The sequence below is a fragment of the Paenibacillus sp. FW126-R14 genome, from assembly GCF_058789495.1.
This window is the reverse complement of sequence record NZ_JBYTBS010000051.1, coordinates 37,242-52,245: the sequence shown is the minus strand read 5'-3', so window position 1 is coordinate 52,245 and position 15,004 is coordinate 37,242. Positions and strand designations below refer to the sequence as shown.

Below are 15,004 nucleotides of genomic sequence, written 5' to 3'. Positions count from 1 at the left end.
AATGACCTCAATGGTCTCTTTATATACTGATTGAATGACCTCAATGGTCTCTTTATATACTGATTGAATGACCTCAACGGTCTCTTTATATACTGATTGAATGACCTCAACGGTCTCTTTATATACTGATTATATTCCTGTCGCCCGTGATATACCTACCTTCCCCAATTTTTCCATACCGACGATATCATTATACTCGCCCATACCCTATTCTGTCTAGCATGAAAATTCCGAATATTTTTACACGCTTTGATCAAAGCTTCACTTTTGTGTGGAAAAAATCAACCTGAGAGCCAAAAACCAGAAAGAGTCTCTCGGGAGGTGAAGAAAGTTTGGAACATACTTGAAGTACACGATCATTTTGTCGTTGAAGAAGATTAACTGCTCAAACGAATTAATATGAGCAATGAGATCACAGCAACCATACTGGACCTAATGTTTCAACAAGCCCAATATTACATTCCCTAACAGTCGATGATCGTTACACTAGTTCAAGTATCTTCCATTAAGTCAGAATCTGAAAATCATTCAGAAAAGTTCAAGCATGGTCTGCTCGAACCTCTTGGATAAGTACAGGTAAATGCGACAATGATACAGTTCACTTCAATAACCATAACTGCATAAATTTCGCCGTCACTTATGATACGGTTCCCCCCGATTTATCCGCATAGCGCGATAAATCTGCTCCACCAGCACCAGCCGCATCAGCTGGTGCGGCAGCGTCATGCGGCCAAAGCTCAGCCGCACGTCCGCACGGCGCAGCAGCTCGCTCGAGAGCCCCAGCGAGCCGCCGATCACGAAGGCCACCTGGCTGCGCCCATAGGTGGCCAACTTATCGAGCGAGCCCGCCAGCTGCTCGCTCGACCACATCTCGCCGTCGATGGCCAACGCCACGACGTATACATCCGGACGCAGCGCAGTCAACAGACGCGCGCCCTCACGATCCCGCACCTGCTGCTCCTCAGCAGGGCTCATGTTCTCCGGTGCCTTCTCATCAGGCACCTCTATCATCTGCACCTTGGCGTACGGCCCAAGGCGCTTGACGTACTCCGCGATCCCATCCACCAGATAGCGCTCCTTCAACTTCCCAACCGTTAAAATCTGTATCTGCATAAACGAATGCCCCTTTTCCTTAATCTATTCCTTCATCTTTTCCTTCATCTTTTCCTTCATTTGTTACTTCATCATATTCCGTCATCTATTCCATCATCTTTCCCTCATCCAACCCGTCCCCACCAAAACAAAAAGGAAGGCATCAGCCTCCCTCATACAACCAGAAATCGCGCTAACTCCTTGCAATGCTCGCAATGTGACGGAGGGTCCCACTTGGCGAAGTGGGTTTTCAGCAAATCCACAACGTCCGGCGCTTCCTCGTATTCATCGACAAACTCATCAATCGCGATTTCCACATGATCCTTACAAACTACGTGCATGCAACTACCTCTCATCCGCTGTTTCTGTCTATTATTTATCGGTTGCTTCCACCAATGTGACCACTACATTCAGCTTCTTGCCGCCGCGGTAGTAAGTGACATTCACTTTATCGCCGATATGCTTCTCGTTGTATAAATATTTACGCAAGCTGATCGTACTATCGATTTTCCGGTCATCCAACTGCACAATGACATCCTGCGGCTTGAGACCCGCTTCTTTGGAGGGACCGGACACATCGAAGACGATAACTCCAGTTTTCACATCAGCAGGCAGCTTTAATACATCCGTCCCTTTAAAAGCTTGCAGCTCCTGCGTAGACACGCCCATCAGCGGTCTTTTGACCTTGTGGTCCGTGATCAGATTGTCGATAATCGGCTTCGCGCTGTTAATAGGAATGGCAAAACCTAACCCCTCCACGCCCGTATCCGAAATTTTCATCGAGTTAATGCCAACGACCTTGCCTTCAATGTTGACCAGGGGGCCTCCGCTGTTGCCTTGGTTAATCGCGGCATCGGTCTGAATGACGTCCATTTCCCAGTCATAGTCCGTGCCCTCCCGGGACAAAGATACTGGGATCGTCCGCTTCGGCGATGAGATGATGCCCTGTGTGACCGTCGGGGAGAAGCCCAATCCTAACGGATTACCTACCGCTATCGCCAATTCCCCCGCGCGCAGCGTTTCGGAATCGCCAAACTCGGCTATCACTTTAATGTCTTTGCCATCCGCTTCCAAAACGGCCAAATCCGTAATCCGATCCCGGCCGACGAGTGTAGCTTTGCGATGCTCGCCTTGAAAGTTCACGATTTCATACTGATTCCCATTCTCGACCACATGGCTGTTGGTCACGATACGGACCTTATCGCCATTCCGGGCAAAAATAACGCCAGACCCGATCCCAATCCCGGTCTCTTGACCCTTATCATCCTTCTTAGAGGAGATCACGCTGACGACGGCCGGCTTAATTTTATCCGTTGCCGCTACGACAGAATCGTTGATGTTCATAGGGCGCGTCTCCGCACTAGCCACAGCTGGAACCGCTATCGCATCGGCATGCAAATCGCTTTTGCCCAAACCGTTAACTACTCCGACTAACAAAAGCATCGCTAACGCCCCGCCTACCCCAGCTACAAGGGCCACATTTCGTCTGCGTTCCGTAAAGCCCGCAAGTCCTCCCGAACGCTTAGGACGCCACACAGGCTGGCGCTGCTTGGTTCTTTTGGTCGAATAGAAATCATCATCAAACAAACTCACAGGATGTCCCTCCTTACTGACAGGGCGCAGATCATGCCGCTCTTGCCTCAACATCATATTTGCAAAAAATAGGAATGTTTCGTTCCGTTCTTGCCTACAATAATAGTAAACCAAATCTCTCAAGGAATTACTAGAGTTAACAGCAACTTTAAATCAGAAAGTCAAAGGAGATGCACATGATGAACCGGATTCCATCCCATATCGACGAAATTAACCTGATCGGTAAGCTCGCTGATCTCAAAGACAGCCACTACCACCAATCTCTCATTCTCTCATCTCTTATTCAAACGCTAATTGATAAGGGCCTGATCACGCCGCAGGAAATCCAGCTCAAATCCAAAGAAATCGATGCCGCGCTTACTCCGAACCCAATACATCCCATTTCGTAGACCGATCGAAGTACGTATCCATTAACCGCAGCTGCTTAGACTCGGGGGCGCGCTCTTGTACTATGTTATTCACCGTTAGCCTGGCCAAATCCATTAAATTATGGTCACGGCTTAAATGTGCCATATAGACGGATTTCGTCTTGTTCGTCATCACGTCACAGAGCGCTTCCCCCGCGGCCTCGTTGGATAAATGCCCCTTATCCCCGAGAATGCGGCGCTTAATGCTCCAAGGATAGTGCCCGACCCGCAGCATGTCCACATCGTGATTCGTCTCCAGCACCAAAGCATCCGAGTCGGTAATTTTCTCCTTCACCTTCTCGCTCATGTAGCCCAAATCCGTAACGACGCTTAACTTCTGTTCCCCTTCATAAAAGCAATAGCCCACCGGCTCCGCCGCATCGTGGGAGATTCCGAATGACTCCACGCGCAGCGTGCCGAATTCTTCGAAGCCGCCGGTTTCCATGACCCGCTTGTTCTCTTCCGCGATCACACCGATTTGGCGATCCAACTCCACCCACGTCTTCTCGTTGGCATAGATGGGCAAATCATATTTCCGCGCCAGCGCGCCTAAGCCTTTGATATGATCCGAATGCTCGTGGGTGATCACAATAGCGTCAATACTGTCCGCTGCGAGCTCGCGTTCCTTCATCAACGCCTCCATCTTCTTGGCGCTGAAGCCCACATCGATAAGCACCTTGGTCTCCCCATTGTCGACGACCGTCGCATTCCCCGTCGAACCGCTCGACAGCACTGTAAACCTAATACCCATCTTCCCCTGCTCCTCTATGCATACATGTACACATGCTATTTAATCAACGTGCTATGGCTGTCTATGTAAGCCGCTTTATTTTTACTTCTTATCCTGATCCTGCTTGTTCTTGTCATCGGGGTTTTTCGTATGTTCAGGTTTGCCGTCATCCTGTATGCCGAAAGGAACGATATCCGACCCTTTTTGCGGAGACTCCACTGCGCCGTTGAAAGCTTGCAAATAATAAATATCTCTTGCATCTCCATTATCAACCGTAATCCGCCAATGCGGATACATAGGTTGTGTCTGGGAATTGTACGGCTGTCCATGATACCCCAGTCTGACTTCGGTAATAATGGAGCCTTCGCTCAAATAATTGTCCACCAGACTGCGTACCGCTAACTGGGCGGGAATCAGCTTTTGCTCCGTTTGTTCCACTCCTGATTCTACTTCAACGTAGGCTTGACGGTAACTGGTAATTTCTCCATTTTCCTCATTCAACTCTACTGTCACATCGAAGAGCGGAAACTTGCCATACAACTGATCAAATACATAAACACCTTTTTTTCTTACCGCCGGATCCAACTGATACAGGTTAAAATTCGGAATTTCCGATTGGGCTTGAACTTCTTTGCTGGCCCCTTTGCCGAGCAGCGTACTCATGCTGATAGGCTTCTTCAGTTCTTTCTCTTCTCCGGGCTTTATACTATCATCGTATTTTACCGTAATAACCTTCATCTTCGTAACATCCGCCGGTAATTCATCGGTCAGCCGAATATTTTTACTTTGGAGCGCACGGTTCATCTCTTCAATGGTTCCTGAGGTATCCAGCGCAATTTCCGTCTGATTGGAGCGATTGGTGGACCACAGCTGGAAGCCAAGAATCATATTGAGCAGCAAAAAAGAACAAATCAGGATCGTTTTGGCCCTGCTCCAATTCATGATCTCACCAACCTTTCCTTGAATGTATTGCTTCATTCACCTTATTCAATGAAATCATACGTGCCGTCTCGCAGCTCCAAGGCCCATACCGGGACCAGCATGAGCGACTTTTCCGAAACAACCGGATGATACGCCGGGAAAATAGAAACGATACTGGACCGACGCTGATAATACTGCAGCCGCTCTTCCAACGCATCGCCGGCTAAGATTTCACCATCGCGCCGTTGAACCGACTTCAAATCGGGAATAATCATCGACCGCTCGAAGCCGGAAATGATTCCCTTCTGCACTTGCATCTTCAATGAACCATAGCCCTCTGGCTGCGTGGTCACAATAGGCAAGGATTCATAATACTGCCGGAACAAGAACGTCTGATTGTCAAAACGCTGCTTCTGCGGCGTGCGAGCCACCATATATTTGCCATCCCAGCCGATATGCTGGTTAATGAACTTAATGCCGGCCATCAGGTTCTCAAGCACTTCGCTTTTGCTTTCCACCGGGGCGACAGGGTCGGAATACGTAATCCATCGCAGATCACGGTTAAGCTGAAAACCGCGTTTGCTGTCCGTGTAGATTTCCGAACCGTCGCGCTCTTTGAGATAGCGGGTAATCCCGGGATCTACGAAAAGGCTTTGCTTCAATTGATCCGCCGTTAGTTGGCTGTAATTGAACGTAAAACTAGGCAGCCTGAGCGGCTTAATCGGCAAATAGTAATCGCCGCTGTTCGTCGTCTTATACAGATTCGTAACATCCCCGAAAGCCGCGAAATTTTCCACGTCTTTACTTGTAAAATCGGCCCCGATCACCTCGTACCCGACACCTGGCGTATCGGTAAAGAAGAAAGCGCGAACATCCTCATTATTGCCTTTCGAGTAAATCCAAATCCGCGTCACTTTATCATTATCCGGCGGCAGCTCGCCTTCGATCCGAAGCACTTGCTGAAGAATGGTGAAGGGGAGGCCGTCCCGGAAGCGGATCTCAACGCCCTGCTGTTTGGAACGAACTTCTTCCCAGTTCACATTGACCAAGTACATCGATGTTTTGCGGAAGCCCTTGAAGCTGCGCTGCTTAATATTATCGAACAATCTGGTGTAATAGTAATTGCTTGGATACAGCACAGAATGCTGCTGGTTGCCCAAGTGAACGATGATCTGATCGGGAAAAAGCATATCCTGCAGCTCGGCCTGCTTCCCCAACGTCTCCGTTTGCACGTAGTTGCTTTGTTGGATCGGCTCGATCTTAGGCGGATTGTACGACGCCAGCAAAAAGCTTTGATACAGCGAGGTGCCGATCAGGACGACAAGCAAGACAGATTTTAAACTCTCAATCACAGCTCATCTTCCTCCTCCTGCTGAATCGGCAGTGTAAATATAACACGGGTGCCTTGTCCTAATTCGGACTCCAACTGAATCGTGCCTCCGTGCGCTTTGACTATTTCCCGGGCAATGGACAGGCCAAGACCTGTGCCGCCCATATTCCGCGAGCGCGCTTTGTCTACCCGGTAGAACCGTTCGAAAATACGGGTTAAATCCTTCTTCGGAATCCCTATCCCATTATCTTGGACGGAAATCTCCAGCATATCCTTCTCAATTTTCCGTGCTTCCAGCCGGATGGAGCCTTCGTCGCCTGTGTACTTAATCGCATTCGAGACCAGGTTATCGAGCACCTGATCAATTTTATCGCGGTCGAGCAGCAAGTTGGTTACGCCTTTCTCCACACGAATAACGATCTGAATCTTGCGCTGCTGCAGCTGAAAAGAAAACCGGTCGGCCACTTCCTCCAGCATCTCGCTCACGAAAGTCGTCGATTTGCTCATCATCGACTGCTTGGAATCCAGCCTCGATAAATGTAGAAGGTCCGTCACCAAGCGGATCATCCGCTCCGTCTCGCTGCGCGTCACGCTAATGAAGCGCGAGGCCAGCTGCGGTTCCTCAATGGCGCCATCGTCAAGCGCCTCCAGATAGCTCTTGATCGTCGTTAGCGGTGTGCGCAGCTCATGCGACACGTTCGCAACGAATTCGCGTCTGGCTTGCTCCAGCTTCTCCTGATCCGTCACGTCCTGCAGCACCGCGATAATGCCGCTCTGCCCTTCGCCCCGGCGGTGAATCGGCGTGAACGTAATGCGCACTGACAACTGTTCATCGTCATCGGGCAGCTCAATATCCAGCAGCGTCGTTCGTACCTCTCCCTGAAGCAGCCCCTGTATCGTTCCCTGCGGAATCCCGAGCACCTCCGAGATGTCCAGGCCGATTGTCGTCTCTTCCTCCGTCTGCAGGATTTGCTTCGCCCTGCGGTTCAGGACGATGACATGCCCTCGGTCATCCGTTGCGATGACCCCGTCGTTCATATTCGTCAGGATGGACGCCAGCTTCTCCTTCTCCTCTTCGTTGAGAGACAGCGCCTCCTTGAGCCGGTTCATCATGAAATTAAACGTTTGACCAAGCTGCCCGATCTCATCCGTCCCTTGAATATTGACCTGCTGATCGAAGTTCCCCTCCGCAACCGCTGTCGCTTGCTTCGTAATCTCTTTAATCGGATTGGTAATCGTACTGGTAAGGATGACACCGAGAATAGCCGTTAGCCCCAGAGCAATCAACGTGCCTGAAATGAGGATCCGGTTAATCGAACGGATGGTTTTGTAGACATCCTCCATGGAGGCGATCAGATAAACAGCGCCCAAGACGCGCACACCGCTGCCTACGGGCTTGGCGATAATCACCTTCCGATAGCCGTCCTCATCGGTGAAAATGCGCTGGTTGTCCTTAATCCCCTGCAGCGCCCTGATCACTTCCGGCTGCGTGTTTTTTTGCTTCAGATGGTTGGGAACCGACGTGGAGATGACGTTCCCGTTGGCATCTATAATTTGAATTTCGGCATTATTAATCGAAAATAAATTGCTGACGAACTCGTTTAAATCGGCATAAGTTTTCTTGCCTTCGGCAGCGTTCTTGCTGTCCTGATCGCCTGTGAGGTAGGAACCCACAAAGCCCGCCAGCAGCGTGACCTGGCTGTTGCGTGAAACCAAGAAGTCGTTCTTGAAATAGGTCTCCACCGTCTTGTAGAAATACACCCCAATGAGCTGCATCGCTATCAAGATAAGCAGGACATACACAATAATCAGCTTCGCTTGGATCGATTGGAAGAAGCGGATGCCCCTCATGCTTAGAAGCCTCCGGCTTTAGGGCTGCGCATCAAATAGCCAAGCCCCCTGCGCGTCATGATGTATTCCGGACGGCTTGGATCTGTCTCCAGCTTCTCGCGCAGCCGGCGTATCGTAACATCGACGGTGCGCACGTCGCCGAAATATTCAAACCCCCACACCGCTTGCAGCAGGTGCTCGCGCGTCATCACTTTGCCGGAATTTTTGGCCAAGTATTGAATCAGCTCGAACTCGCGATGCGTCAAATCGAGCGGCACCCCGTCTTTGTACACCATGTACATGTCGTTATCGATGAATAAAGCATGAATCCGCATCCCGTTGCGCTGGGTGTCCGATTCGCTCGGAGCCGTCTGCGCTTTCGTCTGCCGGCGCAAGTGAGCCTTGACGCGGGCCAGCAGCTCTCTCGTGCCGAATGGCTTGGTCACATAGTCGTCTGCGCCCATTTCAAGGCCAAGCACCTTATCCAACTCGGTATCTTTGGCCGTCAGCATAATAATCGGGGTGTTCAGCTTCGAACGAACCTCCCGGCACACATCCATGCCGTCCTTTACGGGAAGCATGAGATCCAGCAATATAAGATCGGGCTGCTCAGAGAAAGCAAGCTCTACAGCGCTTCCGCCATCATAGGCACATATCACCTGATAGCCCTCTTTTTCCAAATTAAATTTCAAAATATCTGCAATCGGTTGTTCGTCGTCCACCACGAGAATTTTCCCAAACAAACCTACCACCGCCTACTTCAGAATAAACTACAGCCTCGTCCTATTCCTTGCATACTACCCTCTATTTTATCATATATTCAACTAAAAAGAGACAAGGCCCCCGATTGTCCGGTTTGACCTTGCCTCATATGTAAGTTAACGATTTAAATACTTCAAAGGATTTTCCAAGCTGCCGTTTTTGTGAATTTCAAAATGCAAATGGACGCCTGTAGAATCGCCTGTACTTCCCATAATGCCGATTTTATCGCCTTTTTCAACGATCGAGCCTTCGGTCGTCGTAATTTTGCTCAGATGGCCATACAACGTCTCGTAACCGTTCAAATGATTAATAATAATATAATTGCCGTAATCCGATTTGTAGCCGGTTTCCGTTACTTTGCCGTTGTCTGCCGTCATGATGCTTTTGTTGCCTGTAATATCGATACCTTTGTGAAGCTTGCCCCACCGGACGCCGAACGTGCTCGAGATACTCGGGGAAACGACAGGCCATGCGAATTTCCCTGTGCCTTCGCCTTTAATGACTTTCGTCCCTTTTTTCACCTTAGCCGTAACCGGTTGATCAATGATTTCTTCGTCAACGAGCTGCTCGTTCGTCATCAAACCATCGACTTTCGTTACTTGGATCGTTACCTTCTTCAGCCCGTTCTTTCCTGGCGAAATCGGTTGAACAACGCCAACGCGAAGCGAATCGTCCTTCTCATATTCCGTATCGTACTGAATCTCTTGGTTCTTCACGATTTTTTCCGTTGTTTTGACGGACAGCGTCGGCTTAAGTACCGTTACATCAAGCTGATTGCCAATCTTCAACTTATCATCCTGAAGACCTGGATTTTTATCATAAATAAATTGCTTCGTAATTCCTAATTTCTTCGCGATGCAGGAGACGCAATCTCCCTCAACAACCGTATACTTCGCAGGCGTCACATCGCCGGTCGTCAATTTCTTCACGACATCGTCGGGTTTTGCCAAATCCTCCGGATCGATCGGCACTTCCACCTTATCGACTTGCTGGACGAATTCCACCTTCTCGAGCTCCGACGGAGCCGTCGAAATATCCTCGCCCAAGCTTGCAGATAGAGCAGCAACCTTGCTGGATTCCTTGGCTTTTGGCGCAAAAGGCGCACTTACCTGATCAAGAATTCGATCAGCCGTCTGCTGATCCTTCACAATCGCGATGACTTTGCCGTCTACCCTCAATTCGACCCCGACCGGTTGGGGCACTAATGCCTTATTAAGTGTAGCGATGACAGCTGCATCATCCGTTGGCGGGCTGTAAGCCTTTTCAGGCGTGTAGGTGACTCCGTCAGTCTTAAGCACGACATGAACATCCGGGAAATTCTTTTGTACTTCTTGCGGTCTTTGCTGCTTATATTCATCAATCAATTTATTGTCGCTGACGACACCTATTTCTTTGCCGTCGAGCATCACGTGATATACATTTACCATATTCGCCTGCACATACTGATGACCGGCAAACGTAATTACCCCTGTTAGCGCGATTGCGCCAACTCCCAGAACTATAGACCATTTATGTCGTTTGATTACCGTTAGCGTCGTAGTTGTCGTTACTTCTTCCAGCTGCTTCTCTGATACTGATTCATTTCCGGTCAAGCTTTCTCGCTTCGGCGTGAATCTCTTAATGAGATCCTTGACAAAGCGCATACCCCTGAAACCTGTCATGATCTTCTCCCTTTGAACGGTTTTGCATCCACAGATACATAAATAAACCTTGATTAGACATAATACCCATAAAAGGATGTCTTCCTTTTGTTAAATTTAACACACTTTCTCTGCCTATTTCAACAAAATACTCGATATCCATGTGATAGATTCGTGTCCAGCGCCAAAAGAAGACGTTAAAGTTTCATTTTTTTGTATAGAAATCCAAGAGATTGTGTACCTCATTACGAGAAATGACGAATTTGAGTGAAAATTTGAAAGGGGAACTTAGACATGGAAATTAACTTGCATGCTACATTCGCAGATCGCTTTACGATGGAGAAAACAGCTGAAATTCTTCGATCTCAAGGCGTGCTGGACATCAAATTCAACTATGGCGGCGAGCCTCATCACGATGCGCTTAGCAGCGGTCTGGCACAATCTCTGCATAGCTTCTCGGCAGCCGAGCCCTCCTATGCGCTCACAGTATGCGTAGAGAAATCACGCTACCGTCAGGCCGAAGATACGATTATCAAATACGGCGGGCAGCTCCATTAGGCATTAGTCCTCCCTCTAGGGATGCTAGTACTTGTTCAAGATGTCCATCAACTGCTTTAATTCCGTTTCGCTTAAATACTTTTTGAGCATCTCATTGATCTGCTCGAGCTCATCGGCCGTAATCCCCTCCTCCAGCAAACCGGACAGATGCTGCACCTCGCTTTGCGGCAGCTTCGCAATAACGAGGGAAAATATTTTCATTTTATCCTCGCTGGACAGCGCTTCTTTCTTCTTAGCGAAGTCCTCCGTCGACAGGACAATCTCTTTCTTATGCTCGTTTGCATCGCTCACCCGGCCCATGACGGCTACGGCATCATCCTTAACGCCTTGGGATGTTGATGCGCTATTAGCTTCTGCGTCCGTAGACGCGCTTGCAGACGGGCTGGGACTAGGAGCAGGCTTTACTGCTGCTGAAGGGCTTTGCGCCGGGGCAGCTTGCTTCCCTCCGTCTTTACGCATAACTATATTCAGCTCTTCCGCCAATCTTGAAGTAAAATCGCTAAATTGAACCTTTTTACCCAATGCCGGTATCTGATATTGTCGAAATATATCCTCAACATACATGTTTACGACATACCATGTCGTAAACATGGTGATGGATGTAATAAGAACAGTGCTTATGACGATCTTCCCCAGCCACGCTAATACTTTCATTTTCGCAATCACTCCTGCCACATAGATCTGCTTCCTCCCTCCCAGTATTGACGAATTCGCGCCCATTAAATCCCATTAGGCAAAAAGAAATCCTCTAAGCTGCTGATGAGCCTAGAGGATTTTGTATTATAGATTAAGCGTAGATCGGACGAACCAAATTCGTTTGCTCGCGGTTGCGGCCTACGGAGAAGATCGCGATTGGAATGCCTGTAAGCTGCGAAATCCGCTCTACGTAATGTCTTGCATTCTCAGGCAGATCGCTCAGCGAACGCGCGCCGGACACATCTTCTGACCAGCCCGGAAGCTCTTCGTACACGGCTTCGCACTCGGAGATAGCTTTCAAGCTAGCCGGATAGTGCTCGATAAGCTCGCCGCGGTACATGTAGCCTGTGCAAATTTTCACCGTCTCGAGTCCTGTCAGAACGTCGATAGAGTTCAAGGACAGCCCAGTGATGCCGCTAACGCGTCTTGCGTGACGTACAACGACACTGTCGAACCAGCCGACACGGCGCGGGCGGCCTGTTACCGTACCGTATTCGAAACCTTTTTCGCGAATCCAATCGCCAATTTCATTATTCAATTCCGTTGGGAACGGACCGTCACCGACACGAGTCGTATAGGCTTTCGCTACGCCGATGATGTTGTGGATCTTCGTCGGACCTACGCCGGAACCGATACACACGCCGCCAGCCGTCGGGTTGGAGGAAGTGACATACGGGTATGTGCCTTGGTCAATATCCAACATAACGCCTTGTGCGCCTTCGAACAGCACTCTGCGTCCTTGATCGATGTACTCGTTCAACACGACAGAAGTGTCCGTTACATAAGGACGAATGATTTCTGCGTAAGCGAGGTACTCTTTAAGAATCGGTTCGACATCCAAGCCTTTGGAACCGTACACTTGCTCGATCAACACGTTTTTCTCAGCAATAATGCGTCTAAGCTTCAATTCGAATTCTTCGGCATCCATCAAATCCGCAATCCGGATTCCGTTGCGCGCCGCTTTATCCATATAACAAGGTCCGATCCCTTTGCGGGTCGTGCCGATTTTGCTATCGCCTTTACGATCTTCTTCCAGACCGTCCAGCACCAGATGATACGGCATAATAACATGCGCGCGATCACTGATGTTTAAATTTTTTGTCGAAAAACCATTATCATGAATGTAGTTAATTTCTTCAATGAGTGCAGCGGGGTTAATAACCATACCGTTCCCGATGACACAAGCTTTTTCTTGATAAAAAATACCGGAAGGAATCATCGTCAGCTTATACTTTTTGCCGCTGATAATGATCGTATGGCCTGCATTGTTACCGCCTTGGTAACGAGCAACAACCTCAGCGGATTCCGCTAAGAAATCCGTGATTTTACCTTTTCCTTCATCTCCCCATTGCGTTCCGACAACAACAACCGTTGACATATGCACTTACCTCCGTACGGTGACGAGTCACCCATAATGAGCCGTTATGGCTTTCGTACCACTGAAAAAATTGGACCTCGTTAAAGCGCTAAAGCATTCAGCGTCCACTACTCACCGAAGGAACACTCAGGCCTCTCCGGCAGTGATCTGCAAGAAGGGGACCTCCCTTTCGGCATGAAAAACGACCTTAACTCGAAGCTGCCCTGCTGAGTACTAATCGTGCAGGCAGACGAACAAGGTTTTTTTCACCGTCTTTAGTGTAGCAGTCCCCCTACGCAAAGTCAATGAAAAACGAACAATAATAAAGGCACTTGTATAATCGTTCGGATATTGGTCAAACTATTAGGTTAGTCCTATGAAACTGCGCGTATAAGAAGGATATACGACCGATTGAGGGAACTCCACTCCCTTATTTCTGTGAAAAGCGGAATTTCTGGCACCCTAGGGGAACTACAGGGTCTAATTCCATCTCAATGATCCAGTTAGTTGCTCGAAATGGTGAAATAGAGGACCCTAGTTCCCTTTCCCTTGCCGAAAAGTGCTGCTTCTAGCCAAATAGCGTCCTGCAGCTTCCCCTTCAACCAAAAAAAGCAGCAGACCGCTAATACTGCGCGGCCGCCGCTTCTTGATGACTTCGATCCATGTTCACGAACTTATTGAACTGCTTCAAAAACGCCAGCTCTACCGTCCCTACGGGACCGTTACGCTGTTTGGCAATAATAATCTCGATAATATTTTTCTTCTCGGATTCTTTATCGTAGTAATCGTCCCGGTACAGGAACGCTACGATGTCGGCATCTTGCTCGATGGAGCCCGATTCCCTAAGGTCAGACATCATCGGACGTTTGTCCTGCCGCTGCTCAACACCCCGGCTGAGCTGCGAGAGCGCGATGACCGGTACGTTGAGCTCACGCGCGATTTGCTTCAGCGTACGGGAGATCTCGGAGACCTCCTGCTGACGGTTGTCGCCCTTGCCGCGGCCGGCGATCAACTGCAAGTAGTCGATCAAGATCATGCCGAGCCCCTTCTCTTGCTGAAGACGGCGGCATTTCGCGCGGATATCCGCGACCGTAATCTGGGCCGAATCGTCGATGAAAATATTCGCCTCCGACAAGGCGCCAATGGCCATCGTCAGCTTCTCCCAGTCGTCGCCTTCGAGATACCCCGTCCGCATGCGGTTCGCATCGACGTTCGCCTCGGCGCAGACCATACGTTGAACGAGCTGCGCCGCGCCCATCTCGAGCGAGAAAATCGCGACGGTTTCCTTGGCGCGCACCCCGACGTTCTGCGCAACGTTCAGCGCGAACGCGGTTTTACCTACGGAAGGACGCGCCGCCAGAATGATCAAGTCGGAGCGCTGGAAGCCGGACGTCATCTTGTCCAGATCGACGAAGCCCGAAGGAACGCCCGTAGCTCCCCCTTTATTCGAGTAGAGGGACTCTACTTTCTCGAAGACTTCCATGAGCACATCGCGAATGACGACGAAACCGCTCGAGCTGCGGCGCTGCGAGATCTCCAGGATCTTCGCCTCCGCTTCGCTCAGCATTGACCCTACGTCCTCTTCATTGGCGTAGCCATTGGTGACGATTTGGGTCGCTGTGCGGATCAGGCGGCGAAGCATGGACTTCTCCTCGACGATAGCCGCGTAGTAGTCGATGTTAGCCGCCGTCGGCACCGCATTGGCGAGCTCGGAGAGATACGTAACGCCGCCGATCTCCTCCAGCTGCTGCTTGTTCTGCAGTAGCGACGTGAGCGTAATCAGATCGACCGGCTCCTGATCTTCGGCCAGCTCCACGATCGCCTCAAAAATCCGTTGATGCGCTCCCCGGTAGAAATCGTCGCTTGTAATTCGTTCCATCGCCGTAATCAAAGCGTCGCTGTTAATCAAAATCGCGCCGAGCACAGCTTGCTCGGCTTCTATATTTTGAGGGGGTACGCGATCCATAAACATATTGTCTCCGCTCATGCTTCAGTACCCGCCTTTCTTTTCATAGTTTAGTAGATTTGCGCTTGATACCAAACAATAGAGAAGAGCCCCTCCTAGGGACTCTAATCAGCCTTCTCTGT

Annotated in this window: 14 protein-coding genes; 2 read left to right on the top strand and 12 right to left on the bottom strand. The window is 49.7% G+C overall.

What is annotated here, in order from left to right:
- Positions 1-633: 633 nt before the first annotated feature.
- The 3 genes from rlmH to AC3WRW_RS25560 form a co-directional block, all read right to left on the bottom strand.
- Positions 634-1,113, bottom strand: coding sequence for a 23S rRNA (pseudouridine(1915)-N(3))-methyltransferase RlmH (gene rlmH / locus AC3WRW_RS25570; RefSeq protein ID WP_492549055.1), 480 nt, complete (start codon positions 1,111-1,113; stop codon positions 634-636).
- Positions 1,114-1,265: 152 nt separating this feature from the next.
- On the bottom strand, positions 1,266-1,433 hold the full coding sequence (locus AC3WRW_RS25565; RefSeq protein ID WP_492549054.1) for a CxxH/CxxC protein: 168 nt from the start codon (positions 1,431-1,433) through the stop codon (positions 1,266-1,268).
- Positions 1,434-1,464: 31 nt separating this feature from the next.
- Entirely contained in the window at positions 1,465-2,685 is a 1,221-nt protein-coding gene (locus tag AC3WRW_RS25560) for a S1C family serine protease (RefSeq protein WP_492549053.1), read from the bottom strand.
- Positions 2,686-2,861: 176 nt separating this feature from the next.
- Between AC3WRW_RS25560 and AC3WRW_RS25555 the strand changes: the two genes are divergently transcribed.
- Positions 2,862-3,074: a hypothetical protein gene (locus AC3WRW_RS25555; protein WP_492549052.1), complete on the top strand. Its 213-nt coding sequence runs from the start codon at positions 2,862-2,864 to the stop codon at positions 3,072-3,074.
- On the opposite strand, the gene AC3WRW_RS25550 is transcribed toward AC3WRW_RS25555, so the two are convergent.
- The 6 genes from AC3WRW_RS25550 to AC3WRW_RS25525 form a co-directional block, all read right to left on the bottom strand.
- A complete protein-coding gene (locus AC3WRW_RS25550; RefSeq protein ID WP_492549051.1) occupies positions 3,043-3,843 on the bottom strand; it encodes an MBL fold metallo-hydrolase in 801 nt (266 codons plus the stop codon). The two genes, AC3WRW_RS25555 and AC3WRW_RS25550, sit on opposite strands and share 32 nt — an antisense overlap.
- An 81-nt stretch (positions 3,844-3,924) precedes the next feature.
- Positions 3,925-4,764: a two-component system regulatory protein YycI gene (yycI, locus tag AC3WRW_RS25545; protein WP_492549050.1), complete on the bottom strand. Its 840-nt coding sequence runs from the start codon at positions 4,762-4,764 to the stop codon at positions 3,925-3,927.
- 41 nt (positions 4,765-4,805) lie between these two features.
- Positions 4,806-6,095 carry a YycH family regulatory protein gene (locus AC3WRW_RS25540; RefSeq protein WP_492549049.1) on the bottom strand — a complete coding sequence of 430 codons (1,290 nt, stop codon included), beginning with the start codon at positions 6,093-6,095 and terminating at the stop codon, positions 4,806-4,808.
- Positions 6,092-7,924, bottom strand: coding sequence for a cell wall metabolism sensor histidine kinase WalK (gene walK / locus AC3WRW_RS25535; RefSeq protein ID WP_492549048.1), 1,833 nt, complete (start codon positions 7,922-7,924; stop codon positions 6,092-6,094). The genes AC3WRW_RS25540 and walK overlap by 4 nt, the downstream gene beginning before the upstream one ends.
- A gap of 2 nt (positions 7,925-7,926) precedes the next feature.
- Complete coding sequence (yycF, locus tag AC3WRW_RS25530) at positions 7,927-8,646, bottom strand: response regulator YycF (RefSeq protein WP_167054906.1); 720 nt, start codon at positions 8,644-8,646, stop codon at positions 7,927-7,929.
- A gap of 135 nt (positions 8,647-8,781) precedes the next feature.
- Positions 8,782-10,257 (bottom strand): peptidoglycan DD-metalloendopeptidase family protein, encoded by a 1,476-nt coding sequence (locus AC3WRW_RS25525; protein ID WP_492549047.1) that lies wholly within the window; start codon positions 10,255-10,257, stop codon positions 8,782-8,784.
- A 342-nt stretch (positions 10,258-10,599) separates the two neighbouring features.
- Between AC3WRW_RS25525 and AC3WRW_RS25520 the strand changes: the two genes are divergently transcribed.
- Entirely contained in the window at positions 10,600-10,863 is a 264-nt protein-coding gene (locus AC3WRW_RS25520) for a hypothetical protein (RefSeq protein ID WP_492549046.1), read from the top strand.
- Between the two features lie 24 nt (positions 10,864-10,887).
- Here the strand turns inward: AC3WRW_RS25520 and AC3WRW_RS25515 are convergent, their stop codons facing one another.
- From AC3WRW_RS25515 to dnaB, 3 genes are all read right to left on the bottom strand, one after another.
- The gene (locus AC3WRW_RS25515) at positions 10,888-11,517 is read right to left on the bottom strand and encodes a hypothetical protein (RefSeq protein WP_492549045.1); all 630 of its coding nucleotides are present in this window, start codon (positions 11,515-11,517) and stop codon (positions 10,888-10,890) included.
- A 133-nt stretch (positions 11,518-11,650) separates the two neighbouring features.
- Positions 11,651-12,937 carry an adenylosuccinate synthase gene (locus AC3WRW_RS25510; RefSeq protein ID WP_492549044.1) on the bottom strand — a complete coding sequence of 429 codons (1,287 nt, stop codon included), beginning with the start codon at positions 12,935-12,937 and terminating at the stop codon, positions 11,651-11,653.
- A gap of 601 nt (positions 12,938-13,538) precedes the next feature.
- A complete protein-coding gene (gene dnaB / locus AC3WRW_RS25505) occupies positions 13,539-14,903 on the bottom strand; it encodes a replicative DNA helicase (RefSeq protein WP_492549043.1) in 1,365 nt (454 codons plus the stop codon).
- Positions 14,904-15,004: the final 101 nt, after the last annotated feature.